General features: G+C 37.5%; 23 protein-coding genes. 8 read left to right on the top strand and 15 right to left on the bottom strand.

Going from position 1 to position 25,545, the window contains the following annotated elements; all coding sequences use genetic code 11:
- Positions 1-11 precede the first annotated feature (11 nt).
- Both sucC and FNW07_RS08890 read right to left on the bottom strand, forming a co-directional pair.
- Positions 12-1,205 carry an ADP-forming succinate--CoA ligase subunit beta gene (sucC, locus tag FNW07_RS08895; RefSeq protein ID WP_126742761.1) on the bottom strand — a complete coding sequence of 398 codons (1,194 nt, stop codon included), beginning with the start codon at positions 1,203-1,205 and terminating at the stop codon, positions 12-14.
- Between the two features lie 75 nt (positions 1,206-1,280).
- Positions 1,281-2,864 (bottom strand): FAD-dependent monooxygenase, encoded by a 1,584-nt coding sequence (locus FNW07_RS08890; protein WP_126742762.1) that lies wholly within the window; start codon positions 2,862-2,864, stop codon positions 1,281-1,283.
- Between the two features lie 225 nt (positions 2,865-3,089).
- On the opposite strand from FNW07_RS08890, the gene lysA reads away from it, so the two are divergent.
- Positions 3,090-4,295 carry a diaminopimelate decarboxylase gene (gene lysA / locus FNW07_RS08885; protein ID WP_126742763.1) on the top strand — a complete coding sequence of 402 codons (1,206 nt, stop codon included), beginning with the start codon at positions 3,090-3,092 and terminating at the stop codon, positions 4,293-4,295.
- 42 nt (positions 4,296-4,337) lie between these two features.
- Here the strand turns inward: lysA and pafA are convergent, their stop codons facing one another.
- The 12 genes from pafA to guaA all read right to left on the bottom strand — a co-directional run bounded on the left by pafA (position 4,338) and on the right by guaA (position 19,125).
- On the bottom strand, positions 4,338-5,951 hold the full coding sequence (gene pafA, locus FNW07_RS08880; RefSeq protein ID WP_126742764.1) for an alkaline phosphatase PafA: 1,614 nt from the start codon (positions 5,949-5,951) through the stop codon (positions 4,338-4,340).
- A 111-nt stretch (positions 5,952-6,062) separates the two neighbouring features.
- The gene (locus tag FNW07_RS08875; RefSeq protein WP_126742765.1) at positions 6,063-6,491 is read right to left on the bottom strand and encodes a hypothetical protein; all 429 of its coding nucleotides are present in this window, start codon (positions 6,489-6,491) and stop codon (positions 6,063-6,065) included.
- Positions 6,492-6,511: 20 nt separating this feature from the next.
- Positions 6,512-7,474: a nitronate monooxygenase family protein gene (locus tag FNW07_RS08870; protein ID WP_126742766.1), complete on the bottom strand. Its 963-nt coding sequence runs from the start codon at positions 7,472-7,474 to the stop codon at positions 6,512-6,514.
- A 21-nt stretch (positions 7,475-7,495) separates the two neighbouring features.
- The gene (locus FNW07_RS08865; protein WP_126742767.1) at positions 7,496-9,112 is read right to left on the bottom strand and encodes a S8 family serine peptidase; all 1,617 of its coding nucleotides are present in this window, start codon (positions 9,110-9,112) and stop codon (positions 7,496-7,498) included.
- Between the two features lie 26 nt (positions 9,113-9,138).
- Positions 9,139-10,359: a tRNA 2-thiouridine(34) synthase MnmA gene (gene mnmA / locus FNW07_RS08860; protein WP_255512751.1), complete on the bottom strand. Its 1,221-nt coding sequence runs from the start codon at positions 10,357-10,359 to the stop codon at positions 9,139-9,141.
- A gap of 106 nt (positions 10,360-10,465) precedes the next feature.
- Entirely contained in the window at positions 10,466-11,185 is a 720-nt protein-coding gene (locus FNW07_RS08855; RefSeq protein WP_126742769.1) for a toxin-antitoxin system YwqK family antitoxin, read from the bottom strand.
- Between the two features lie 102 nt (positions 11,186-11,287).
- Positions 11,288-13,189, bottom strand: coding sequence for a membrane protein insertase YidC (gene yidC, locus FNW07_RS08850; protein ID WP_126742770.1), 1,902 nt, complete (start codon positions 13,187-13,189; stop codon positions 11,288-11,290).
- Between the two features lie 16 nt (positions 13,190-13,205).
- Positions 13,206-14,819 carry a CTP synthase gene (locus FNW07_RS08845; protein ID WP_126742771.1) on the bottom strand — a complete coding sequence of 538 codons (1,614 nt, stop codon included), beginning with the start codon at positions 14,817-14,819 and terminating at the stop codon, positions 13,206-13,208.
- Positions 14,820-14,959: 140 nt separating this feature from the next.
- Positions 14,960-15,190: a DUF3820 family protein gene (locus FNW07_RS08840; RefSeq protein WP_126742772.1), complete on the bottom strand. Its 231-nt coding sequence runs from the start codon at positions 15,188-15,190 to the stop codon at positions 14,960-14,962.
- Positions 15,191-15,267: 77 nt separating this feature from the next.
- Positions 15,268-15,669 carry an OsmC family protein gene (locus FNW07_RS08835; protein ID WP_126742773.1) on the bottom strand — a complete coding sequence of 134 codons (402 nt, stop codon included), beginning with the start codon at positions 15,667-15,669 and terminating at the stop codon, positions 15,268-15,270.
- Positions 15,669-17,579: a LysM peptidoglycan-binding domain-containing protein gene (locus FNW07_RS08830; protein ID WP_126742774.1), complete on the bottom strand. Its 1,911-nt coding sequence runs from the start codon at positions 17,577-17,579 to the stop codon at positions 15,669-15,671. The genes FNW07_RS08835 and FNW07_RS08830 overlap by 1 nt, the downstream gene beginning before the upstream one ends.
- Positions 17,580-17,595: 16 nt before the next feature.
- Positions 17,596-19,125, bottom strand: coding sequence for a glutamine-hydrolyzing GMP synthase (guaA, locus tag FNW07_RS08825; RefSeq protein ID WP_126742775.1), 1,530 nt, complete (start codon positions 19,123-19,125; stop codon positions 17,596-17,598).
- Positions 19,126-19,397: 272 nt separating this feature from the next.
- On the opposite strand from guaA, the gene FNW07_RS08820 reads away from it, so the two are divergent.
- The 7 genes from FNW07_RS08820 to FNW07_RS08790 all read left to right on the top strand — a co-directional run bounded on the left by FNW07_RS08820 (position 19,398) and on the right by FNW07_RS08790 (position 24,922).
- A complete protein-coding gene (locus FNW07_RS08820; RefSeq protein WP_370511503.1) occupies positions 19,398-20,114 on the top strand; it encodes a MotA/TolQ/ExbB proton channel family protein in 717 nt (238 codons plus the stop codon).
- Positions 20,104-20,496 carry a biopolymer transporter ExbD gene (locus FNW07_RS08815; RefSeq protein ID WP_126742776.1) on the top strand — a complete coding sequence of 131 codons (393 nt, stop codon included), beginning with the start codon at positions 20,104-20,106 and terminating at the stop codon, positions 20,494-20,496. Before FNW07_RS08820 ends, FNW07_RS08815 begins: the two co-directional genes overlap by 11 nt.
- Before the next feature lie 10 nt (positions 20,497-20,506).
- Entirely contained in the window at positions 20,507-20,878 is a 372-nt protein-coding gene (gene crcB / locus FNW07_RS08810) for a fluoride efflux transporter CrcB (RefSeq protein ID WP_126742777.1), read from the top strand.
- 50 nt (positions 20,879-20,928) lie between these two features.
- Positions 20,929-21,927 carry a bifunctional oligoribonuclease/PAP phosphatase NrnA gene (locus FNW07_RS08805; RefSeq protein ID WP_126742778.1) on the top strand — a complete coding sequence of 333 codons (999 nt, stop codon included), beginning with the start codon at positions 20,929-20,931 and terminating at the stop codon, positions 21,925-21,927.
- Between the two features lie 5 nt (positions 21,928-21,932).
- Positions 21,933-22,502, top strand: a complete 570-nt coding sequence (gldI, locus tag FNW07_RS08800; protein ID WP_126742779.1) for a gliding motility-associated peptidyl-prolyl isomerase GldI — start codon at positions 21,933-21,935, stop codon at positions 22,500-22,502.
- 12 nt (positions 22,503-22,514) lie between these two features.
- Entirely contained in the window at positions 22,515-23,636 is a 1,122-nt protein-coding gene (locus FNW07_RS08795) for a peptidylprolyl isomerase (protein ID WP_126742780.1), read from the top strand.
- A 77-nt stretch (positions 23,637-23,713) separates the two neighbouring features.
- Positions 23,714-24,922 (top strand): peptidylprolyl isomerase, encoded by a 1,209-nt coding sequence (locus FNW07_RS08790; RefSeq protein ID WP_126742781.1) that lies wholly within the window; start codon positions 23,714-23,716, stop codon positions 24,920-24,922.
- Between the two features lie 70 nt (positions 24,923-24,992).
- Here FNW07_RS08790 and FNW07_RS08785 read toward each other — a convergent pair whose 3' ends face one another.
- Positions 24,993-25,433, bottom strand: coding sequence for a hypothetical protein (locus FNW07_RS08785; protein ID WP_126742782.1), 441 nt, complete (start codon positions 25,431-25,433; stop codon positions 24,993-24,995).
- Positions 25,434-25,545: the final 112 nt, after the last annotated feature.

Below are 25,545 nucleotides of genomic sequence, written 5' to 3'. Positions count from 1 at the left end.
CTATTTTCTAATTAAGAAAGAGCTGCTTTTACCTGATCGGCTGCTTCCTGGAATTCCACTGCAGATAAGATTGGCATACCTGAATTATCAATTAATTCTTTTGCAATCTCAGCATTGGTTCCCTGCAAACGAACGATGATTGGCACTTTAATAGCATCGCCCATGTTTTTGTATGCATCAACAACACCTTGAGCTACACGGTCGCAACGAACGATACCTCCAAAAATGTTAATCAAAATTGCCTTCACGTTTTGGTCTTTCAAAATAATACGGAAAGCCAACTCTACACGTTTTGCATCTGCTGTTCCACCAACGTCAAGAAAGTTAGCAGGCTCGTAACCAGCATATTTAATCAAATCCATAGTGGCCATTGCAAGACCTGCTCCGTTCACCATACAACCTACAGTTCCGTCAAGATCAACATAGTTTAATCCGGCAGCTTTTGCTTCAACCTCAATAGCGTTTTCCTCACGGATATCACGCATTTCAGCTAATTTCGGGTGTCTGTATAAAGCATTGTCATCCAAATTAACTTTGGCATCAACAGCAATAATTTTGTTATCCGAAGTTTTTAAAACCGGGTTGATTTCAAACATCGAGGCATCAGAACCAATGTAAGCTTTGTATAAAGCATCAACAAACTGCACCATTTCTTTAAAGGCATTTCCTGACAATCCTAAATTGAAAGCAATTCTTCTTGCCTGAAAACCTTGTAATCCAACTGAAGGATCAATTTCTTCGGTAAAAATCAAATGAGGAGTATGTTCAGCCACTTCTTCAATATCCATTCCACCTTCAGTAGAGTACATAATCATGTTACGACCTCTTCCTCTATTCAATAATACAGACATATAAAATTCTGAAGTTTCACTCTCACCTGGATAGTAAACATCCTCAGCAACTAAAACTTTATGTACTTTTTTACCTTCTGCAGAAGTTTGGGGAGTTATCAATTGCATTCCGATGATTTGTTCTGCAATTTCTTCTACCTGCTGCAAGTTTTTTGCAAGCTTCACTCCTCCACCTTTTCCACGACCACCAGCGTGAACCTGTGCTTTAATAACGTGCCATCCTGTTCCGGTTTCGGCAGTTAATTGCTTTGCTGCAGCAACCGCTTCCGTTGGGTTGTTGGCAACATAACCACGTTGAACTTTCACACCATAACTGGCTAATATTTCTTTTCCTTGGTATTCGTGTATATCCATAATGAAGTATTTGACTTTTTTAAAAGTGCAACAAAAATAACAAATTTATCTAATGGGCGAAAGGATTTTAGATTTTTATTTGGCTCTGATTTTACTGGTTTCGGTTTCCATTTGAGGATTATGAAAATAGGGGCGTAAATAATTTTCAATTTCTGTTTTCTCAAAAGAATCAAATATATAAGCGATGTAATTATCCGGGCGGATTAATACAAAAAGTTCCTTAAGAACACCCAATTTCTTCCAGCTATCCGTAAGTTGGCATTCTACTATTTTTAATGGAAATGGAAATATTGTTTTTATTTTGGTACACATTTCATTCTCTAATGGGGTGTTTGCCAGATGCAGCAAATGAAAGGAGGCTTTCGTAAACAATTCGTAGAAAGGAGTTTGGGAATTTTTTGTCGGCATGTAGGGCAATCGATCTCCGGCATGAAAAAGTAATTTTTGCTTACTGGTAGATAATGACAACGATTTTCCATTATAGTGGTACCAAATCTGCGAAATGGTTCTAAATAAGATGGGACGTACTTTTTCGAAAGTGAAAATTTTAGAAATCAGTTTGAGGACAATATGCTTTCTTAATTTTGCAATAAACCAGTTATCACTCGTCATCAAATTAAACATCCTGTCCGTAAACCGCATCAGCCATTGCGCAAATGGCAATCGCTCTTCATTGTAGGTGGTCAGCAAATCACTTTTAGCCTGTTTTTTTAAAACCAATGCCAGTTTCCATGCCAGATTATAAACATCCTGTAAACCTGTATTCATTCCCTGTCCTCCGGCCGGACTGTGAATATGAGCGCTATCGCCGGCTAAATGTAATCTCCCGGAACTGAAATTATCCACACAACGATGATGCAGATTGTAAACAGAAAACCAATTTACCTTTTCAAAATCAATGGGAATACCGATGGTTTTAATAACTTCTTTTTCGATATCCTCAAAACCGATATCTTCCTTATCAAAATAAGCCTTAGGTAAACTTCCTAAAACACGAAAATTCCGATCACCTTTTAACGGAAAAAAGCCAACGAAATTTTTATCCGAAGGCGAAATAACGAGATTATCATGAGGCAATTTCCAATTCATAATAACATCTGCCACAAAAAACTTATTTTCATACGTTCCCCCATGAAAATTGAAATTCATTTGGTGTCGGATTTTGCTTTTAGCACCATCACATCCAATGCAGTACTCGGCTTTAATTTCAAAAGTCTCGTTACTCTTTTTAGCTAAAATAATAATTTCGTTTTGATGCTCTTTTATGGAAATAAATTCGGTTTCCCATTGCACTTCTCGTCCATTATTTTTTAAATTTTCATAAAGCAATGTTTCATTTTGACTTTGTTCATAAGCCAACAAATATGAAAAATCAGTCATCCCCTTGCCTATTTCGCCTATTTTAATCGACGCTTTCCTTTTCCCTTCAGAAAACAGATTAAAAGAATTCATTTCAATACCATTTTCTACAACAGTATCCGAAAGCCCCATTTGTTGGTAAATTTCCAGACTTCTTGCCGTGACTACAATTGCCCGCGACTCAAATGTTGGCCCTGATTTGGTATCAATAACGACGCAATCAATTCCAAATCGGAGCAGTTGATTGGCGGCCATTAGTCCTGTGGGCCCGGCTCCAACTATCAGTACTTGTGTATTCATGATATTTTTATTAATTGAATTTTAAACACTAAAGCCTTTCACTAAATTACTGAATTTAAAGCCAATTCGATTCACATTGTTAGACTTTAAAAATCCAATCCATTTCAACTTCTTTACATTATATTATTTGTTATATTTATAACATTTTGTTACAATTTGTTAATCTTCACGAAATCATTTGGATACCATAATTTTCTACAATAGTTTTGTATAAAAATTCAGACCATGGAATCCCATCAATTACTTGCAGTAGCAGAAGAATTTGGCAGCCCGGTATATGTATACGACGCCGCAAAAATTCAGTCCCAGTACCAACGTTTAACCAATGCTTTTTCCAAGGTGGAAAGATTACGCATCAATTATGCAGTAAAGGCATTGTCGAACTTATCGGTCCTGAAGCTCCTGAAACAGATGAATTCGGGATTGGACACGGTTTCAATACAGGAAGTACAGTTGGGATTACACGCGGGATTTTCACCAGATAAAATCATTTATACTCCAAACGGCGTTTCCTTGGACGAAATCGAGGAAGTGGCCCGATTGGGCGTTCAGATTAATATTGATAACCTTTCCATTTTAGAACAATTTGGAACCAAACATCCACAGATTCCCGTTTGCATCCGTATAAATCCACATGTTATGGCGGGAGGAAACTCGAATATTTCTGTCGGACATATCGACAGTAAATTTGGAATCTCAGTACACCAATTACCTCACGTATTACGCATAGTGGAAAATACGAACATGGACATCAACGGAATACACATGCATACCGGATCGGATATTCTGGATATAGAGGTCTTTTTGTATGCATCAGAGATTTTGTTTGATGCAGCCAAAAATTTTAAAACACTTGATTTTATCGATTTCGGAAGTGGCTTTAAAGTTCCATACAAAAAAGGAGATATTGAAACCAACATTGAGGAATTGGGTAAAAAACTAAGCAAACGCTTCAATGCTTTTGAACGGGAATATGGCCGTGAATTGACTCTGACATTTGAGCCTGGAAAATTTTTAGTGAGTGAAGCCGGTTACTTTTTGGCAAAAGTGAACGTCGTAAAACAGACCACATCGACTGTTTTTGCAGGTATTGATTCGGGTTTCAACCATTTGATTCGTCCTATGTTGTACGGTTCGGAACATCAGATTGAAAATATTTCCCATCCTAAAGGAAAAGAACGTTTTTATACGGTGGTTGGTTATATCTGCGAAACCGATACGTTTGCAAGCAACAGGAGAATTACCGAAATTAAGGAAGGTGATATTCTGTGTTTCAAAAATGCCGGAGCGTATTGTTTTACAATGGCTTCAAATTATAATTCCAGATGCAAACCCGCGGAAGTACTTTGGATGAATGACAAAGCGCACCTGATTACTAAAAGGGAAACTTTTGAAGACATTATTCGGAATCAGATAGAAATAGATATGTAAAAAAACGCACGATGAGAATCGTGCTTTTTTTGTGGTTAAAGTTTAATTATTTCTTAAAATTTCCAAAAGAACATTAGATCTCGTTCCGTTAGGTAAAGGAATTTTTATCTTTTGTGAGATTGTTGGCGCTATTTGCGTGATTACTTTCTTGTCGCTGGTTTCGCCCTTTGGAATTTTCCAACCGTAAAAAATTAACGGCACATGCGTATCATAACTGTAAGGTGTGCCGTGAGAAGTACCGGTACCGTGATATTCAATATACCCGGGTTTGTCCAAAATTACCAAATCACCATTTTGTGTGGCGTCATAGCCGTTGGAGATAGAATTAAGGAAATAATCATTACCCGAATTGCTCAAAATTTCTTCTTCAGTATATACCCGTTTTACATATTCCTGCATCATCAGATATTCCTTGAAACTTTGCTTCACTTTTGCCAGCTCCAATCCTTTGGATTTAATCGCTTCTTTATTAAAGAACAGGTTAAAATCGGAATAGTTCAGTATCAGATCGGCTCCAAAAGTATCGTTCGAATATTTTTTTAATCCGGATCGGATATCATTAGGATTGATACTTTTCACATTGTATTTATTATCCTTCAAATAATTCACGTTCTCCGCACCGGCATGATCTGCGGTTAAGAAAAGGAGGTAATTATTCTTGCCTACCGTTTTATCCAAATAAACCAAAAAATCAGCAATAGTCTGATCCAAACGCAAATAGGCGTCCTGTATTTCCATCGAACGTGGCCCTAAAAGATGTCCGACATAATCAGTGGAAGAAAAACTTACCGTTAGAAAATCGGTGACATCATCTTTACCTAAAGATTCATTTTCTATAGCCTTCATTGCAAATTCGGCCAAAAGATCATTCCCGAACGGCGTCGATCGCAAAATTCCCGCATCATTTTTAGCATACATATTATTCAGATCGTATGGAAAAACCGGTGCATCACTTTTATACAATTTCCCTTCATACGGATTATCATCGGCAAGGCTTTCATTATAGGTTTCTTTCGGTTTAAATAAATCCCAGCCTTTGGTGATATACGGCATATAATGTTTCTCCTGATTGAATTGGGTAACCCAATCCGGTAATTTTTCTCCATAAAAAGTACTCGAAATAAATGCGCCTGATTTACTATACCAAAATGCCCAATTGGCAAAATGCCCGGCCGGAAGGATGGCTCCACGATCTTTAAGACTCATGCCGATTACCTTTCCTTTGAAGTTGGTCGCCAAACGCAATTCGTCTGTAATAGTGGTTGTCTGAAGGTTTTTAGGAGACATTTTCCCTTCCGAAGAAGTACCGTCGCCAATAGTGGTTACCGCATTATCATCAGTACAGTACATATCTTTGCCCAAGGTGCGGCTAAACCACTCATTACCTACAATTCCATGAGTGGCTGGAGTGGTACCGGTATATATTGATGCATGTCCCGGACCGGTATAGGTAGGCATATAATTATAATGCATGTTTTGGAATGTATATCCATTCTCCATCAGCCTTTTGAAACCATTGGCAGAGAAATCATCTGAAAATCGATACAAATAGTCCATCTTCATCTGATCCACAACAATACCCACAACCAATTTTGGGCGCTGCTGGGCCATTACAGTAGAGGATATAATAGTTAAAAATAAAATTATCTTTTTCATACGTTTTTTATCTAAAGCAAAAATACACATTAGATTTGAAATCAAAATCTGCAAGTAGTATAAAATATGTGAAATAAAAAAAACCGCTGAAGAGCGGCTTAAATGTACTTTCTATTTATCTTCTTTTTCAATAAAATTGACAATGTTATAAACGATTATCGTATTTTTTTGATTGATATACATTTGCTTACGGTTGCTCTGGTTTTTACGTGTGATGATTGAAATGGTAAATTTTTCCCCATCAACATCCGTGCAAGTGAATGGGTAAATTTCATCGCTATCACTTTCCTGCTTGTCTTCGTAATTCACAATTTCGTACAGCTGGATTTCCTGAGAGTAAACTACTATCCTGTTTTTATTAGTATCCAGTGTCACAATTAGATTGACATTTGCCAAATCAGACCATTTTCCCCATTTTCCTTTGGAATCTTTTTCCAAAACACTGAATCCGGTAGTCTGAAATTTATAGACCTGACTATAGGATTGCTGTAGTCCCAGCATCAGTACTAATAAAATCAATATCGTTTTTAACTTTGTCATTTTCATAATTTTATTCGTAATTAAATCTTGTTGGCAATTTCCAATTGTGATTTTATTACTTCTTTTTGAGCTGCTTCAAATTCATCCATCATATCCTTAACAATTTGAGCGGCGGGTTTTATATCGTGAATCAACCCTGCAATTTGACCGATTTCTAGTTCACCTTCGATTAAATCGCCTTCAAACATTCCTTTTTTAGCTCTGGCCCGACCTAATAAATTTTTCAGTTCTTCGGTAGTGGGACATTTTTTATATAACTCCTGTACATCGTCATAAAATTTATTTTTAATCAATCGGACTGGTGCCAGTTCTTTCAGTGTTAACTGCGTATCGCCTTCCTGGACATCAACGATGGTTTGTTTGAAATTATTGTGCGATGATGATTCCACCGAAGCAGCAAAACGGCTCCCAACCTGCACTCCATCAGCTCCAAGAACCATCGCAGCAAGCATTCCTCTGCCCGTTGCAATTCCCCCTGCAGCAATCAATGGAATGGAAATCTGCTCCTTTACCATTTGGATTAAAGTAAATGTAGTCGTTTCATCCCTTCCGTTATGGCCTCCGGCTTCAAAGCCTTCTGCGACAACTGCATCCACTCCAGCTTCTTGTGCTTTAATAGCAAATTTCGAACTGCTGACAACATGAACAACAATAATGCCATTTTCTTTCAGGAACGAAGTCCAGGTTTTTGGATTTCCGGCAGACATAAAAACAATCTTCACGCCCTCTTCCACAATAATTTTAATGATTTCCTCAATATTCGGATAAAGCATAGGCACATTTACCGCAAAAGGTTTGTCGGTAGCTTTCTGGCACTTTTGGATGTGCTCCCTTAAAATTTCAGGATACATGGAACCTGCTCCGATTATTCCCAAGCCGCCGGCATTACTAACGGCGCTGGCTAATTTGTAACCACTATTCCAAATCATTCCAGCCTGGATAATCGGGTATTTAATATTGAAGAGTTGTTTGATTCTATTCATGAAATTATTAGATCGAAGATTTTATTGTTTTATTAATTTACCCGTTTTAACTGTATTGGCAGCATCAATTTTATAGAAATAAATTCCGCTGGGTAATGCCTGTAAAGAAATATTCTGGATACTATTATTGCTGTTTTGGGTAAAAACATTTTGTCCTATACTATTATAAAATTGAATACTGAATGTGTCGATATTTTCCGGAACCGAAATTGTAACTGACTCTTTTACAGGATTTGGGTAGACCTTAATGTTGGTGACACTGTTTTGGTTTACTTCCAATAACGCCATATTCAATGCCAGCTGAAAATCGGGAATTCCATACCCATACATATTATCGGGTATAGTAAAACGGTCGGCCGACTGTTTGACAAGCTGAATTACTTCTGCATTGGTAAACCATGGGAAAGCCGACCAAAATGATGTCAATGCCCCTGCTAAAATAGGTCCTGAAAATGACGTACCACTGTTAGTGGTTATTACTCCAGTTTCTGTGGCTACCGTAGCTGCCACTCCCATTGCCATGACATCTGGTTTAATACGCCCATCGGATGTTGGTCCTATGGAACTGAAACTACCCCGTATTTCACTTCCCGTGACAGCACCAACGGTAAGTGTTGTCAAAGCATCCGCGGGCACCCCAATGAAGGGGTCAGAGGTTCCACCCGAATTCCCTGCAGAAGTCACACAAATCATTCCGCGGCTAAACGCAATATTGGCACCTCTGGAAATAAATGAAGTGACACCATTCATGTCGGTATACGTATAATTATATGCCGGGTTATCGTATTCAAAGTAGCCCAATGAGGTATTGATTACATCGACACCCAGACTGTCGGCGAGTTCCGCGGCTTCGACCCAGTTGCTTTCTTCAATAGGATTCTCTGTGGCGGCATCTTCAGTACGGAATAAATAATAGGAAGCATTTGGTGCTGTTCCAACTAGTTGTCCGTCAACAAAACCGCCCATGGTAGACAAAACCTGAGTTCCATGCTGGAAGCCTACATACGGATTGTTAGTCCTTGCCACAAAGTCATAACCTCCCAAAATCAAATTATTACTAAATAATCGTTGAAAAGGTGCCGCGGTATTAACACCAGGAAAACCGGCATCCATAATTGCAATTATTTTGCCGGTTCCGGTATAATCCTGCTGATGCAAAATATGCCCATTTAACATTTGAATTTGTGTAGCGGAAGTTCCGTAGTTGTAATTGACTAATATGTTTTGGAATTTCTTTTGGCTATTTTTATTAATATCCGGACCGACAGCAATTCTGAAATTTAAGGAGTGGTTTGCATATTCAATATGATCAACAAATAACAATCCTGCCAAAGCGGCAATATCCGCCTGAGTTCCACGAATATGCAAGGCGTTCATCCATTTTGATTGAGCCTTTACGGTGATTCCAAAAGAAGCCGTAATTTGATCAATATAGGGCTGATGGATTGGAACATCTTTTATATCTAATGAAATGTTTTGAGTGGTTCTTCGATCCAAAGCTCTTTGGGAAAGCATTTGAAGTGGATTGTCAAAATAGAATTGAGAATTTGGCTTATCATTAAAATATATCCACGCATCCTCCTGAGAATACCCGAGATAGGAGATTAAAAAGATGATTATTACTATTCTGAATCTCATACATTCCAGTGTTAGAAACTACTAAATTACGAAATTACCCCGGAACCAACTAATTCGTCATCAAAATACCAGGCAACGAACTGTCCCTCAGTGATTGCAGATTGCGGCTCCTCAAAAGAAATATACATTCCGTTTTCAAACTGCTGCAATGTTGCTTTCTGTAAAGGTTGGCGGTAACGGATTCTGGCCATAACGTCCATCGTTTTCCCATTGGTTAAAGCCAAATCTTCGCGAATCCAATGTACTTCAGACTTTTCTACAAACAATGCCTTTTTAAACAAGCCGGGATGCTGGCTGCCTAATCCGGTATATACAGTATTGGTGGTGACATCCGTAGCGATAATAAATAGCGGTTCTACAGTTCCGCCTACGCCCAAACCTTTTCGCTGGCCATTGGTAAAATAGTGGGCTCCCTGATGTTTTCCGACCATTTTACCCATTTCCGGAGAGTAGGAAATGCTTTTGGATTCAAATTCCAATGCTTCCACTTCTGAATTGAAGACTGGTTTCTCTGAATTGTATATGGGGTTATTTTTATCAATCTGTATGATGGAACCTTCCTTTGCCTGTAATTTCTGTTGCAAAAATTCAGGTAAACGCACTTTTCCGATAAAACACAATCCCTGGGAATCTTTCTTTTCGGCTGTGACCAAATCCATTTCGGCTGCGATGGCACGGACCTCAGGTTTGGTTAATTCACCAATTGGGAATAATGATTTTGCCAATTGCTCCTGCGATAATTGACAGAGAAAATAGGATTGATCCTTGTTACCGTCCGCTCCCGCAAGAAGTTGGTATACTTTCTTACCATCTACATCAATTTCGCCTTTTCTGCAATAATGTCCTGTAGCCACATAATCTGCGCCAAGGCTGAGGGCGATTTTCATAAAAACATCAAATTTGATTTCGCGGTTGCACAATACATCGGGATTTGGAGTCCGTCCTTTTTCGTATTCGCTGAACATATAGTCCACAATTTTTTCCTGGTACTGTTCGCTCAAATCGACCGTCTGATACGGAATCCCTAATTTCTCAGCAACTAAGAGTGCATCGTTGCTATCTTCCAGCCAAGGGCATTCATTGGAAATAGTCACGGAATCATCGTGCCAATTTTTCATAAAAAGACCAATAACCTCATATCCCTGCTTTTGCAGTAAATAAGCAGCAACACTGGAATCAACACCACCGGAAAGCCCTACAACAACACGTTTCATTTCTTTAAATTTGACTGCAAAGGTATCACTAATTTTGTTTTCTAAAGTTAATGCTTTTGTAAATTTGGATTTCCACAAATTCTGCTGACCGAAAAAAAAACACACATCGATTGATGTGTGTTCTTTATCTTATTTAAATTTAATATTCTTCTGGCTTCACAACAGTTGTTTTTTGAAATTTCTTTCTGGGCTTGTTGAAATTATCCTTGCCTGTTAATTTTCCGTTTTCATAAAATTCCCAAACACCCACTTTTTTTCCGTCTTTATACAATCCTTTGGCTACTACCTTCCCCTCCGGATCTTTATAGACTGCTTGTCCGTGGAATTGTCCGTTTTTGTACAACGCATCTTCTAATACAATGCCAGTTTCGGTATACTTTTTATAAACCCCTTCTTTGATTCCGTTTTTATATCCCGTCTCTTCGGCAATTTTTCCATTCGGAAAGTAGATTTTTTTAATTCCTTCCAGTTTTCCTTTTTTATAATTCTCGAGTGTCATGATTATTTTGGAAGACTCGTGAAAATATTTCCATTCTCCTTCATGGAGTTTGTTGACCACTTTCCCTTCACTTACTTTGTTACTGTTCTGATTGAAAAAAATAGTGTAAGCCGAATTGTCTTTAGGATTAAACTCTCTAGTTGCCAACACCGATTGCGCTTTTGTATCATCATAATACTTAAACACGCCGATTTCTTTTCCGTGATTGAAAGTGCCTTCATAACGCGGTCTTTGGGATACTTCATAAACGCCTTTCCAAAGTCCGTGCTTATCGCCATTTTCGTCCAGTTTATTGAATTCAGTCTGCGCAAAAGACGCAAAACCAAACAAACTAATGAATAATAAAAATGTGTTCTTCATATAAATTGTAATGTCAATTTTTATAACTCTAAATCTACCCTTTTATTTTATCAAAAAATAAGCCGTTTATTAAAAAAGCACCCGATAAGAGTGCTTTTAGTTTTATTTTTTCTTTTGTAGTGCTTTCTGAGCTTCGGCCTGCTCCATCATTTCCTGCATTTTACGTTGAAACTTACCTTGTTTCTTCGGCTCTTTCAATTTATTTTCCTGAATCTGGGCGTGAATTTTATTTTCATCCACAACATATTTCTTAATTACAATCATAATACCGATAGTAATTAAATTTGAAATAAAGTTATACAAACTCAATCCCGCTCCGTAAGTATTGAAGAAAATCAACATCATTATTGGAGATACATAAATCATGATTTTCATCATTTTCGCCATATCCGGCATTCCTTCCTGTTGAGGCGCTGCCATTTGTTGGTCACCGGAAGTCATTTTCATATAAAAGAAAATTGCTATCGCTGCCAATATCGGAAACAAACTCACGTGGTCCCCATATAATGGAATGTGGAAAGGTAATTTTGCAATTTGGTCAAAGGAAGATAAATCATCTGCCCAAAGGAAACTTTTCTGACGCAATTCAAATGCCGACGGGAAAAACTGAAACGACGCATACATAAAAGGAATTTGAATCAAGGCGGGTATACAACCAGCCATCGGATTCACTCCTGCCTTGGTATATAATTTCATTGTTTCCTGCTGCTTTTTCCCTGGATCTTTTTTATACTTTTCTCCCAATTCATTAATTTCAGGACGCAGAACCTTCATTTTAGCCTGCGACAAAAATGATTTATACGTAATAGGCGACATTGCTATTTTTATTAGTATCGTAAAGACGATAATAGCAATTCCGTATGCGATGTACGAGCTTAAGAATCCAAATAATGGAATAAATATGAATTTATTGATCCAGCCGAAAATTCCCCAACCTAATGGGATGATTTTGTCAAGATTTTTATCGTATGCTTTTAAAGTCTTATAATCTGATGGTCCGAAATACCAATTCATTTTATAATCCACTTCACCATTATTGAACGCTAAAGGAACATTGGCTCTGAATTGTTTGGTAAAAACAGTATCTTTTTCTTCATCAACAATCAACTTCGTAGAGTACAATTCGGCAGTCTTAAAGGATGTTTTTGTCAAAAGTATCGAGGCGAAGAAATGCTGTTTGAAAGCAATATAAGATACTTCTTCGACAGTTTCTTTTTTGTCGTTTCCGTCTCCTACATTATCATATTTGCCCTCTTCATGTTCATATCTAAGATCGGCATAACGGTTTTCATAAGAGATGCTTTTCTCATTTCTGTAAGCTTTCAGGCTCCATTCTAAATCCAATGGTTTTGAAGTGTTCAATACTTTGCTCAAACCTTGCGAACGAACATCAAAATCAAGCATGTAATCGTTTGGCTTCAATACATATTTGTATTCCAAAAACTCATTTGCACCCGCTTTCAGGCGCATGGTAAGAATTTGGTTCTCACCTACTTTTGTCACGGTCGGTTCAAAAAACAAGTCTTTTGTATTTAACGTACGGTTGTCCTGTGTCTGAAGCTGGATATTAAGATGGGAATTGTTGTCTTTTATCAGTTCCACCATTTGGCCCGAACCTCTTTTGAATCTTTCAAAATTTTTCAATTTTGCTTCAACAATGTATCCCCCTTTATTGGCTACTTTAATACTTACCAATTTATTTTCAATAGTAGTAAACGTTTCTTTAGCCGAAGGTAATGTCGCGGAGTATGCAAAGTTTCCTAATGACCCTTTCAATTTTGCCAATTGCAATGAATCTCCGGAAGTGGTATCAATGGCTGCAATAACCGATTCTTTTGCTGGTGCAGTTTTCGCTTTTTCAGTTTGGACTACTTGTTCTTTCTTTGCTTTTTCAGCATCAATTTCTTTTTGAGAAGGTTGGTTTCGATATAGCATCCAAATCAAAATTCCGAAAATTAACGCAAAACCTATAATTGAATTTAGGTCTAATTTTTTGTCTTTCATTGTACTCTTTTCTGTTTTATTTTTTCTTTGCTTTTACCGTTGCACCAACAAAATTCACGAATAACGGATGTGGATTGGCAACAGTACTTTTGTATTCCGGATGGTATTGCACGCCAATAAAAAACGGATGGTTTTCTATTTCCACAATTTCTACCAAACCGGTGTCCGGATTGCTTCCCGACGCTTTTAAACCTGCTTTTTCCAAAACTTCCAAATAATCGCCGTTGAATTCATAACGGTGACGGTGACGCTCTAAAATACTGGCTTGTCCATATATTTGATACGCTAATGTATTCTCTTTTATATCGCATTTCCAGGCACCCAGACGCATGGTTCCGCCTTTATCGGTGATGGTCTTTTGTTCTTCCATTAAATCAATAACCGCATTGGCAGTTCCCTGATTCATTTCGGTGGAATTGGCATCTTTTAAATCCAGTACATTTCTGGAATATTCAATTACAGCCATTTGCATTCCAAGACAAATTCCTAAAAACGGAATGTTATTTTCACGCGCATAACGCACGGTTTCGATTTTTCCTTCTATTCCTCTTCCACCAAAACCTGGCGCAACAAGAATTCCATCCAAATCCTTTAATTTTTCTTCTACATTTGAAGCATCCAAATATTCCGAATGCACTGAAACAACATTTACTTTAGTTTCATTAGCAGCACCGGCGTGAATAAAAGCCTCCAAAATAGACTTATACGAATCCTGCAATTCAACATATTTACCAACCAAACCAATATTTACCGAATGTTTCGGGTTTTTCAGACGGTGTAAAAAAGTATTCCATTGCATTAAATCGGGAGTTGCTTTTTCCGGCAAAGCTAATTTCTTCAATGCAACGGTATCAAGGCCTTCTTCCAACATTAAATTTGGCACTTCATAAATCGTAGAAGCATCAATCGACTGGATAACAGCTTCTCTTTTAACATTACAGAACAACGCTAATTTTTGTCTCAATTCATCAGACAATTCATGTTCGGTTCTGCAAACCAAAATATCTGCTTTGATTCCGCTTTCCATCAATGTTTTCACGGAGTGCTGCGTTGGTTTTGTTTTCAATTCTCCTGCAGCAGCCAAAAATGGCACTAATGTCAAATGAATCACAATTCCGTTATTTTCACCTAATTCCCATACCAACTGACGTACGGACTCAATGTAGGGTAAGGATTCAATATCCCCCACCGTTCCACCGATTTCGGTAATCACAATATCATAATCGCCAGATTTTCCAAGCAATTGCATGCGTTCTTTAATTTCGTTGGTGATATGAGGCACAACCTGTACCGTTTTTCCCAGAAATTCCCCTCTTCTTTCTTTCTCAATTACCGAAAGATAAACTCTCCCCGTAGTGACGTTATTTGCCTGAGAGGTTGGCACATTCAAGAAACGTTCATAATGACCCAAATCCAAATCCGTTTCGGCCCCATCATCAGTCACATAACATTCTCCGTGCTCGTATGGGTTCAAAGTCCCCGGGTCAACATTGATATATGGATCGAATTTTTGGATTGTTGTCCGATAACCTCTTGCCTGTAATAATTTTGCTAAAGAAGCAGCAATGATCCCTTTCCCTAAGGAAGAAGTCACACCACCAGTAACAAAAATATATTTCGTTTGATTCATTGTGTTGTTTGTGTTGTAGTTGTGTAAAAAACTTGGCAAAAATACGAATTTAATTGGACTTTTAGATTTTTGAACTGGTCGATTTTAAGAAAATAACGTCTTTATAACATTCTAATAATCTGCCTGTCCTATTTGCCTAATCAGCGTTTTGGATATCGCTTTTTAATATTGCGGATCAGTTCTTCCAAACCGTTCAGTTTTAACTCATAAATCAGTTGAAGCTGCGTCCCTAATTCGCCTTTCGGGAAACCTTTATTGCTATACCAGACGATGTAATATTCCGGGATATCAATGAGATACCAACCTTCATATTTACCGAAGGGCATTTTAGTATGGGCCAATTTTATGAGCTGTTCCTGATTTTTGTCCATCTTAAAAGTGAGAAAAAGAGAAAGAGTATAGACTTTTTTAAAACCTATACCCTTTAACAGTATCTTATAAAACTATATTATTTCCAGTTAAAAGTAATCTTCTTGTCAATTTCCGGATTCAGGCTCAAAAAAACGGGACATGTCATCGCGGCTTTTTCCAGAATGGTTTTGTTTTTATCGTCAGCCGAAACACTCATATTAAATACGACTTCAATCGCACCAATTCTCCTTGGCTCGGCCTGCATAATTTTTACAACAGAAGCTGTTGAACCTTTCAGGTCTATGTTCATATCCCGGGATTTTATTCCCATGATGGTCATCATACAGGTGGCTAACGCATTCGCTACAGTATCTGTTGGGGAAAATGCTTCCCCTTTTCCATTATTGTCTGTGGGCGCATCCGAAATAATTTCACTCCCGGATTGGATATGAATTGACGATGTTCTTAAATCTCCTAAATACGTTACTTTTGAGGTCATTAGTTGGCTTCTTTTATGGTTAAGTCCGCATCATAATATAAGATATAAACTCCACTATTGGTATATCCTTCAGATACTTTTTTGTTGTAATCAAATTTGTTTTCTACTTGCTTTGTTGCTACATTCTCAATGGTTTCTGCAAAACTGGTATTTTGCGACAACCGCAGCATCGTATCAAAAGTCACGTCAAATCCACGGGTGGCAAATTGACTTGGGAAAATTTTATTTTTTCTTTTATAGGCATTTTCAAACATCAATGCTTCCGGCGTTTCATTGTCGCAAATCAATGATGGATACAGCATTTTCAATTTGGTCAGGCGGCTTAAAGGAATTTCCTCGAAATCCAAAGTTGGATTTGCTTCTAAAATAACTAATTGTACTCTATATTCAGACATGGCATTTAACAATGTATTCGTAATGGCCAGAATAGTTCCTGTTTTTTCAGATTCCATGATAACGTAATTCACTTTATCCTTCACCAATAATTTTTTCAAACTATCCGCTACAAAATTTCCATTACTGTCCAATCCGGTCAATCTGACCCCTTTCTGATTTTCAATAATGTATTGTTTAATTGCTGTTTTCTTTGCAGCAATCACGGCAATGATATTCCCGTCTTTCGTCTCAAGATAATCAAACATGGCCGTTCTCAGGAAATCATTTGTCGGCATCGACTGGTATAAGTTCGGGAATGATTTTACGGTTTCTTTCGATAAAGGAGAAATTACCGGAACATTATCTTTACTGACCAATTCGGCAACTTTTTCCACATTTGTCTGGTAGAATGGTCCGATAATAGCATCGGCATTTTCCAGTTTATATTGTTGAACTAATGAAGCTGCATTCGATGAATTTTTAGTTTCCTGCGAATCCAGAATTTTGACATTTATATTTAACCCTAATGTTTTTGCAGAATCGATTGCCATCAAAGCTCCTGCGTAGAAATCCAGCGTCATATTCAGAAACTTATCTTTCTTCAAACGTGCGGCAGTTGAATTGATTGTGTCGCTCTCTAATTTTGAAATATTAAAAGGCAGTAATAAAACCAGTTCTTTTCTTTTTTGAGTGGTTATGCTTTTTGATAAATCAGCAATCGCATTTTTTTCGGTTTTAGAAATGGAAACTGTGTTTGGAATTTTCAAGATCATTCCTTCCTTAACTCCATCAGTCAATTCCGGATTAATCGCCACTAAAGCTTCGGTACTTAAACCGAACATTTTTGTCAGGCTGTACATCGTTTCCTTAGCTTTTACCTCATAATTGACATATTCAACTATTTTTGCTTTTTTAGGTTCTTCTATTTTGGTGACTTTAACTCCGCTTTGTGGTGGAGTTCCGCTTATCAACAATTTATAACCCACAGGCAATCCTCCAACAGTATCCGGATTTAGTTTTTCCAATTGCTCAATGGTTATTCCATATTTTTTGGCTATCGAAAATTTGGTTTCCTTGGCCAATACCTCATGATAAACCACTTTCCCAGTTTTCGTATCAAGCGATTTTGACAAGCTTTTACTTGGAATAGTAATCATTCCGCCCACCTTCAAGCCTTCTTTCAAAGCAATCGGGTTGGCTGCTTCCAAATCACCAATACTGACATTGTATAATTTAGCGATGCTGTACCACGTTTCTTTGGTGGCAACCTGATGGGTTTTCGCTTTTGAATTTAAGGCACTTTCCTTTGCTTTTGAAGTTGGCGAAGGAATCAATAAGACCGTATTAGGCTGAACACCATTTTTGGAATCCGGGTTCAGTTTGTAGATATCAAAAGGCGTGACGTGGTATTTTTGAGCAATTTGGGTTACTGTTTCCCCTTTGACAACTGTATGTTTCAAATATTTTCCTTGTTGTGAAAAAGCACTGCAAGAGATAAAAAAAACCGTAACACAAACTGCTAAAAAATACTTCATCTTTATAATTTAAAAATTATTCCCATTCTATTGTTGCAGGTGGTTTTGAACTGATATCATAAACCACTCTGTTGACACCTTTTACTTTATTGATAATATCATTAGACACTTTCATCAGAAACTCGTAAGGCAAATGTACCCAGTCCGCAGTCATTCCGTCAGTAGATTCTACTGCCCGAAGCGCGACTACCTTTTCATACGTACGTTCGTCACCCATTACTCCTACACTATTCACAGGAAGCAAAATGGCTCCGGCCTGCCAAACTTTATCATACAATCCCCATGATTTCAATCCGTCAATAAAAACAGCATCTACATCTTGCAGGATCTGCACTTTCTCGGGAGTGATATCGCCCAAAATACGAATCGATAATCCTGGTCCCGGAAAAGGATGCCTTCCTAACAACGCAGCATCTATCCCTAATGTTGCCCCTACCCGACGAACTTCATCCTTAAACAACATTCGAAGCGGTTCAACAATCTTCAATTTCATATAATCCGGCAAACCACCCACATTGTGATGTGATTTGATGGTCGCCGATGGTCCTTTTACGGAAACCGATTCGATTACATCCGGATAAATGGTTCCTTGCGCCAACCATTTAACATCCTCAATCCGGTGGGCTTCGTCATCAAAAACTTCAATAAAAACCCTGCCTATTGCTTTCCTTTTTAATTCCGGGTCTTCAATACCTGCCAACGCATCCAAAAAGCGTGCCGAAGCATCCACTCCTTTTACGTTCAGCCCCATTCCTTTGTATTGTTCCAATACTTGTTCGTATTCATTTTTACGAAGCAGCCCGTTGTTTACAAAAATACAATACAGGTTTTTCCCAATAGCCTGATGCAATAAAACTGCAGCTACCGTTGAATCCACACCTCCTGAAAGTCCAAGGACAACTTTATCATCCTGTACTTTTTCCTTTAACTCACCGACCATTTCTTCTACGAAAGCATTTGGTGTAAAATTTTGGGGAACATGAGCAATTTTTACTAAAAAGTTCTCCAGCATCTGCTTTCCATCCGTTGAGTGAAAAACTTCGGGATGGTATTGGATGGCGTAGGTTGTTTCACCCTCAATTCTATAAGCGGCAAATTCCACATCATGCGTGCTTGCTAATTTTACTCCATTGGTCGGTAAAGCTTTGACACTGTCGCTATGGCTCATCCAAACCTGGGAATTCTCAGAAACGCCTTCAAAAAACACTTCATCTTCTTTAATAAAAGACAAATTGGCCCTGCCATATTCCCTTGTATTAGAAGCCGCTACTTCTCCACCACTAAAATGAGCTAAATATTGCGCTCCGTAACAAACGGCCAGTACAGGCAATTTTCCTCTGATTTGAGACAAATCAGGATGTGGCGCATCATCTCCCCGAACAGAAAATGGGCTTCCGCCAAGAATTACCGCTTTATAACTTGATAAATCACTCGGAAAATGATTAAAAGGAAAGATTTCGCAGAATATATTTAATTCGCGAACTCTTCGCGCAATAAGTTGTGTGTATTGCGATCCGAAATCTAAAATAAGTACGTTGTGTTGCATGTGCAAAAATACTTTTAAAATTTGGAATTGAAAAAGGGAAAGTTTGAAAATTTTTTAATTTATTATTTTTCAATAAAAGCAGCGGTAACATCATCAAAATTATGGAGTAACCCTCAAAGATTTAGGCAGTTTTTTAAAAAGCAATACTTAATTTAAAAAAGTTTCGTTATTCTTACTACATGAAAATTGCAGCTTCAAAAAAACCATTATTTTTGTGGAAGCTTATAAAAAAATACGCACTTTTGTCAACTTACTAAATAAAAGAAATTTCTATGATGTTAAATTTTCTATTGCAAGTCAATCCAGTTACTGATACTATTGCAAATACGGCCGCTGCTGCCACTGATATGGATGTGAGTGTTACTGATAATATTTCATATCTGGACTTTTTATTAAAAGGCGGGGTAATGATTTATCCTATTATTTTACTTTTATTCTTTTGTGTTTACGTGATTATTGAGCGCTATTTATCCATTAAAAAAGCGACAAAACAGGATCTTAACCTAGTTAATGACGTTAAAATGCAATTGAAAACCGGAAAATTAGACAATGCGATTATGCTTTGCAGTCGTGAAAATACGGCTTCCGGAAATATTTTAAGAAGCGGAATTTCCATTATTGGAAGACCAATCAGCGAAATCGAATCGGTAATGGAACGTACCGCGAACGTTGAAATTGCGCAAATGGAAAAAGGATTGAGTCACTTGGGATTGATTTCAGGGATTGCGCCAATTCTTGGTTTTATTGGTACTATTATGGGGGTTATCAAAATATTTCACACGATTTCAAATACAGGGAATTTAAATATCCAGACTATTTCAGGAGGTTTATACGAAAAAATGATCAGTAGCGGCGCCGGATTGGTGGTCGGTGTTGTCGCTTATTCTGCTTACCATTTGTTCAATATGATGATTGATGCTTATTCCTTACAGATTCAAAAACAGACTTTGGCCATCATCAATGTAATACAGGAACCACATGGCAATTAAAAGAAACAAGCGTTTTCACGCAGAAATCCCAACTGGGTCATTAGCGGATATCATGTTCTTTTTGTTTTTGTTTTTTCTGATTATTTCGACTCTGGCAAATCCAAATGTGATTAAGCTGACATTACCTAAAGCGAAAACAAACGAAACGACCAATAAAGACCACATCAGTCTATCCGTTACCGAAGATAAATTATATTATATCAACAAACAGGAAATTCCCTTTGACCAATTGGAACAGGCCTTGTATAATAAAACGACCGCAAATAATGACAAAACTGTCGTGGTTCGGGTTCCTGCTGATAATAAAGTTCAGGATTTGGTAGATTTGATGCAAATGGGTGTAAAATTGAAACTGAATTTTGTCATCGCTACTTCTAAATAAACAAAGATAAATGTGGCGAACCGTATTGTTAATTGGATTTGGCGGCGCTATTGGCAGTATATTCAGATACCTGACTGCTATTATGGTAAATAAATATTACGCTTCTGCTTTTCCCCTTGCTACATTCATTACCAATGTTATAGGCTGTTTCCTTATCGGATTGATTGTCGGATTACTCGAAAAAATCCAAATGACCAATCCGGATTTAAAATGGTTTCTGATTACTGGATTTTGCGGCGGATATACGACTTTTTCTGCCTTTGGTTATGAAAATATAGGGTTATACCAAAACAACAATTTGGGAATCGCTTTTATCTATATGGGCTTAAGCATCATTTTTGGACTGTCTGCCGTTTGGTTGGGACTACTCTTGGCGAAATAGCTCTTGCTTTAAAATTTTCTCCTTTGCGAAAAAAATGTAACTTCGCGCTTATGAAAAATTCTGATATTAAAGAAATACAGTTGTTGCTGTCAACTCCAAAAAAAATAGCAATTATTCCGCACCGTGGCCCTGATGGGGATGCAATGGGCTCCACTTTAGCATTGTACCATTTTTTATTGAAATCCAAACACCATCCGGTTATCATTTCACCGAATGAATTTCCGGAATTTTTAGCATGGCTTCCAGGTTCTGAAAGCGTGTTGATTTATGAAAAAGACAAGGACAATACTACCAAAATCCTTCAGGATGCCGAATTGATTTTTACCCTTGATTTTAATGCACTGCATCGCGTGGGCGATATGGAAAATATCCTTCAAACGCTTACTGCTCCTTTCATCATGATTGACCATCATCAGAAACCGGACGATTATGCGAAGTACACCTATTCAGATACTTCATTTGGTTCTACATGCGAGATGATTTACAATTTCATCGGTTTTTTAGGTCAGCATGATTTAATCGACAAGACAATTGCAACCTGCATTTATACCGGAATTTTGACTGATTCAGGTTCTTTTAAATACCCAAAAACCACCGGAACGACCCATCGTGTGGTGGCTGATTTGATTGATTTGGGTGTAGAAAATTATAACATTCCAAATCTACTTTTTGACAATCATTCCTATAACCGATTACAATTGTTAGGAAGATCTTTGCAAAATTTAAAAGTAATGCCGGAACACCACACCTCATATACCACGCTTACTCAGGAGGAATTGGACACGTTTCATTATGTTAAAGGTGACACGGAAGGCATTGTAAATTATGGATTATCAATAAAAGGCATTATTTTTACAGCTATGTTCATTGAGAACAAGGACGAAGAAATGATAAAAATTTCGTTCCGTTCGCAAGGCGAGTTTGATGTCAACCAATTTGCAAGAGACCATTTTAATGGGGGTGGCCACATCAATGCCGCGGGTGGAAGATCCGATTTATCAATGATTGAAACCATCAAAAAATTTGAAAATTTAGTTACTAAACTGTAAACAACATGAAAAATAAAATCATCGTAGTGCTACTCATAATCCTTTGTCTCCTGATGATCTTGAGTTGCAGTCAGCAAAAAGCAAGAATGCCTGTTTCTCAGTCTTCCGGAACCTTTATGAAGGAATCTGCAGCGCGCAACAAAATATTAGTTGCCAGTGAAGAAGGTAAAATCGATTCCATTATCAAAAGCAACCCTACCATAAAGTACATTGCCTCAACAAAAGGATATTGGTATCATTATGAAACAAAAGTGGAAACTGATACCTTGACGCCAAGAAAGGGAGATATTGCCTATTTTGATTATGAAATCAAAGATCTGGATGGAAATATAATTTATTCGGAACTGGAGTTAAAACCGCAGACGTATTATGTGGATAAGGAACAAAAGATCATGATGGGACTCCGTCACGGTATTAAATTAATGCATAAAAATGAAACGGTGACTTTTCTTTTCCCGTCGCATATGGCCTACGGTTATCACGGGGACAATAAAAGAATCGGAACAAATGAGCCTATAATATGTACCGTTACCCTAAATGATTTTAAGCCTGAAAATAAAGTAATCACCGAATAATTATTAAAAAAAATGAAAAAAAGATTAAGCCTGTTGTTGATTGTATTCGCAACATTTTTTTCCTGTACAGATACTCACAGTGATTTGGCAGATGGATTGTATGCAGAAATAGAAACCAATAAAGGAATCATCTTACTGCAGTTAGAATTTGAAAAAACACCAGTTACCGTAGCAAATTTCGTTACGCTGGCTGAAGGAAAAAACACTTTCGTAAATGAACAATTCAAAAGCAAACCATTCTTTGACGGTTTGAAATTTCACAGGGTAATCCCAGAATTTATGATTCAGGGTGGAGACCCATTGGGAGATGGATCAGGAGATACAGGTTATAAATTCAAGGATGAAATTACCGATATGACATTTGACAAAGGCGGACTCCTTGCCATGGCAAATTCAGGCCCGGGAACCAACAGCAGCCAATTTTTTATTACACACAAAGAAACACCTTGGTTAAACGGTTTGCATACTATCTTTGGCCATGTGGTGGAAAATGGCATGGAAACGGTAAATAAAATTGTGCAGAATGATGACATCAAAAAAGTCACCATCATCCGAAAAGGGGAAGCCGCTAAAAAATTTGATGCTGTAAAAGTCTTCAGCGATTTCTTTGCCAACGAAGCTGAAAATCTAAAAAAACAGGCAGCAGAGGATATCGAAAATAAAAAAATCTATGCTGAGAAATATAAAACTGTAATTGATTTAAAAACTGCATATTTCAATGCTGTGAAAGCGGATGCCACAAAAACCAAAACGGGTTTACAATATAAAATAACACAAAAAGGAAGCGGTAAAAAACCGCAAACTGGAACCACCATGTATATTCATTATGCCGGTTTCTTGGAAGATGGAACACTTTTTGACAGCAGTATTGAATCAGTAGCCAAAACCTTTGGGAAATTTGACCAGAAAAGAGCCAATGCCAGACAATATACCCCAATTCTTTTTGAAGCGGGACAAAAACAGGGAATGATTCCCGGATTTATTGAAGGTCTTGAAAAATTATCCTTTGGTGATAAAGCAGTTATATTTATCCCTTCCCATCTGGGCTATGGAGAAGCTGGTGCGGGAGGAGTAATCCCGCCAAACGCCAATATTATTTTTGAGGTAGAGATATTGGAGAATATGTCCAATTAAAAAATTACAGAAAGGGAATAAACCTGAAAATCCCAGCATAATGCAAAACAAGTAAGGAGTTATAATCTAAAATGAAAATGAAATTCAAAATTATGTTTTTGTTGTTTTTAGGAATGACCACATCTATTTATTCCCAGAACACTAAAAAGCCTGCCCATAAAAAAGCAGTTGCTGCCAAAAAAATGAATGCCCAATCAAATGATGGTCTTTTTGCCGAAATCCAAACTACCAAAGGGAAAATTCTCTTACAGTTGGAATACCAAAAAACACCGGTAACAGTGGCTAATTTTGTTTCTCTTGCAGAAGGAACCAATACTTTTGTTACCAATGAAAAACTAAAAGGAAAACCATTTTATGATGGATTAAAATTCCACCGCGTCATTCCTGATTTTATGATTCAAGGAGGAGATCCTTTGGGAGACGGTTCCGGCGGCCCAGGGTATTCATTCAAAGATGAATTTACAGATTTGAAGCATGATAAAGGCGGAATCCTTTCGATGGCTAATTCAGGCCCGACAACCAATGGCAGCCAATTTTTCATTACCCATAAAGAAACGTCTTGGCTTAATGGGAAACACACCGTTTTTGGACACGTAATAACTGGCATGGACGTTGTTAATGCGATTGCTCAGAATGATGTTATCAATAAAGTGACCATCATCAGAAAAGGTTCTGATGCTAAGAAATTCAATGCAGCTAAAGTTTTCGCCGATTATTTCGCTAACAAAGCCGAGGATCAGAAAAAACAAGCAGCTCTTGATGCAGAAAATAAAGCCAAACAAGCGGCAATTGAAGCAGATGCAAAAAAAGCATATGATGAAAAATTTGGTCCGGTAAAAGTTCAGAAAACAGCAGCTTTAGCGGCGATTCGTTCAACTGCCACTAAAACACCTTCTGGTTTGGAATATAAAATTATCCAAAAAGGGGCCGGAAAGAAACCGGCTGACGGAGCAAATGTATACATTCATTATGCAGGATATCTGGAAGACGGAACTCTATTTGACAGTAGCTATGAGGAAGTTAATAAAACTTTTGGGAAATATGACGCCAACAGAGCTTCACAAAACGGATACCAGCCTTTCCCGTTCCAATATGGAAAGAAAGACGGATTGATTCCAGGATTTATTGAAGGTCTGAACGCTATGTCTTTTGGTGATAAAGCGGTTGTTTTTATCCCGTCAAAATTGGGGTATGGTGAAAGAGGTGCTGGTACTGTTATCCCACCGAATGCTAATATTATCTTCGAAATTGAGATGTTGGAAAGTCTGCCTGCTCCAAAACAATAATTATTTATTTTTTATATAAAAAAGGGATTAACGTCATGTTAATCCCTTTTTACTTTCTATTTACAAACAATTATTTCTTTCCGAACTTCCAGTCAAATTCATCCTTATCATTAATGATTGCCCCTACTTCAACCTTTACTACTTCGTCAAATTCCGTTTGAAGGATAATCCAGTTATCTTCATTAAAATAGTTTTCAAACGTATCAAAATCTTCAGCTGTGAATTTGGAAAGTCCTTTTTGATTCAATTCATTTTTAACATCTATAATTTTCCTTCCGATCATTTTATTATCGAACAATTCCAAATCATTTGCAGAAGCAACGATATATCCGAGTTTCAAATCCTCTTCTTGGTAAAAGGTAAGACGCATTTTTTGTGCATTGTAAGCAAAAATCACGTTATCGTCTTCATCTTTATAATTGCGGTCCGGTTTTCCGTAAATCGCTATTACATCATTCTGTTTCATCCCGAAGATGAGTTTATCGATTCCGTTTTTTAAATTTATTTTCATTTTGTTCAGTAATTAAATCGTTAAAAAATCTCCCGAATCAGGAGAAGTGCAAAGGTATTCTTTTTATAATTCTTTCCTAAATAAAGCGATACACTTAAAGAGCGCCATTGCT

This window comes from Flavobacterium sp. GT3R68, from assembly GCF_007109225.1.
Lineage (GTDB): Bacteria > Bacteroidota > Bacteroidia > Flavobacteriales > Flavobacteriaceae > Flavobacterium.
This window is presented reverse-complemented; position numbering and strand designations above follow the sequence as displayed.

Coding starts and splice junctions, on each gene's coding strand:
- sucC (WP_126742761.1), bottom strand. CDS start 1,205: ATGGATATACACGAATACCAAGGAAAAGAAATATTAGCCAGTTATGGT.
- FNW07_RS08890 (WP_126742762.1), bottom strand. CDS start 2,864: ATGAATACACAAGTACTGATAGTTGGAGCCGGGCCCACAGGACTAATG.
- lysA (WP_126742763.1), top strand. CDS start 3,090: ATGGAATCCCATCAATTACTTGCAGTAGCAGAAGAATTTGGCAGCCCG.
- pafA (WP_126742764.1), bottom strand. CDS start 5,951: ATGAAAAAGATAATTTTATTTTTAACTATTATATCCTCTACTGTAATG.
- FNW07_RS08875 (WP_126742765.1), bottom strand. CDS start 6,491: ATGACAAAGTTAAAAACGATATTGATTTTATTAGTACTGATGCTGGGA.
- FNW07_RS08870 (WP_126742766.1), bottom strand. CDS start 7,474: ATGAATAGAATCAAACAACTCTTCAATATTAAATACCCGATTATCCAG.
- FNW07_RS08865 (WP_126742767.1), bottom strand. CDS start 9,112: ATGAGATTCAGAATAGTAATAATCATCTTTTTAATCTCCTATCTCGGG.
- FNW07_RS08855 (WP_126742769.1), bottom strand. CDS start 11,185: ATGAAGAACACATTTTTATTATTCATTAGTTTGTTTGGTTTTGCGTCT.
- yidC (WP_126742770.1), bottom strand. CDS start 13,189: ATGAAAGACAAAAAATTAGACCTAAATTCAATTATAGGTTTTGCGTTA.
- FNW07_RS08845 (WP_126742771.1), bottom strand. CDS start 14,819: ATGAATCAAACGAAATATATTTTTGTTACTGGTGGTGTGACTTCTTCC.
- FNW07_RS08840 (WP_126742772.1), bottom strand. CDS start 15,190: ATGGACAAAAATCAGGAACAGCTCATAAAATTGGCCCATACTAAAATG.
- FNW07_RS08835 (WP_126742773.1), bottom strand. CDS start 15,669: ATGACCTCAAAAGTAACGTATTTAGGAGATTTAAGAACATCGTCAATT.
- FNW07_RS08830 (WP_126742774.1), bottom strand. CDS start 17,579: ATGAAGTATTTTTTAGCAGTTTGTGTTACGGTTTTTTTTATCTCTTGC.
- guaA (WP_126742775.1), bottom strand. CDS start 19,125: ATGCAACACAACGTACTTATTTTAGATTTCGGATCGCAATACACACAA.
- FNW07_RS08820 (WP_370511503.1), top strand. CDS start 19,398: ATGATGTTAAATTTTCTATTGCAAGTCAATCCAGTTACTGATACTATT.
- FNW07_RS08815 (WP_126742776.1), top strand. CDS start 20,104: ATGGCAATTAAAAGAAACAAGCGTTTTCACGCAGAAATCCCAACTGGG.
- crcB (WP_126742777.1), top strand. CDS start 20,507: ATGTGGCGAACCGTATTGTTAATTGGATTTGGCGGCGCTATTGGCAGT.
- FNW07_RS08805 (WP_126742778.1), top strand. CDS start 20,929: ATGAAAAATTCTGATATTAAAGAAATACAGTTGTTGCTGTCAACTCCA.
- gldI (WP_126742779.1), top strand. CDS start 21,933: ATGAAAAATAAAATCATCGTAGTGCTACTCATAATCCTTTGTCTCCTG.
- FNW07_RS08795 (WP_126742780.1), top strand. CDS start 22,515: ATGAAAAAAAGATTAAGCCTGTTGTTGATTGTATTCGCAACATTTTTT.
- FNW07_RS08790 (WP_126742781.1), top strand. CDS start 23,714: ATGAAATTCAAAATTATGTTTTTGTTGTTTTTAGGAATGACCACATCT.
- FNW07_RS08785 (WP_126742782.1), bottom strand. CDS start 25,433: ATGAAAATAAATTTAAAAAACGGAATCGATAAACTCATCTTCGGGATG.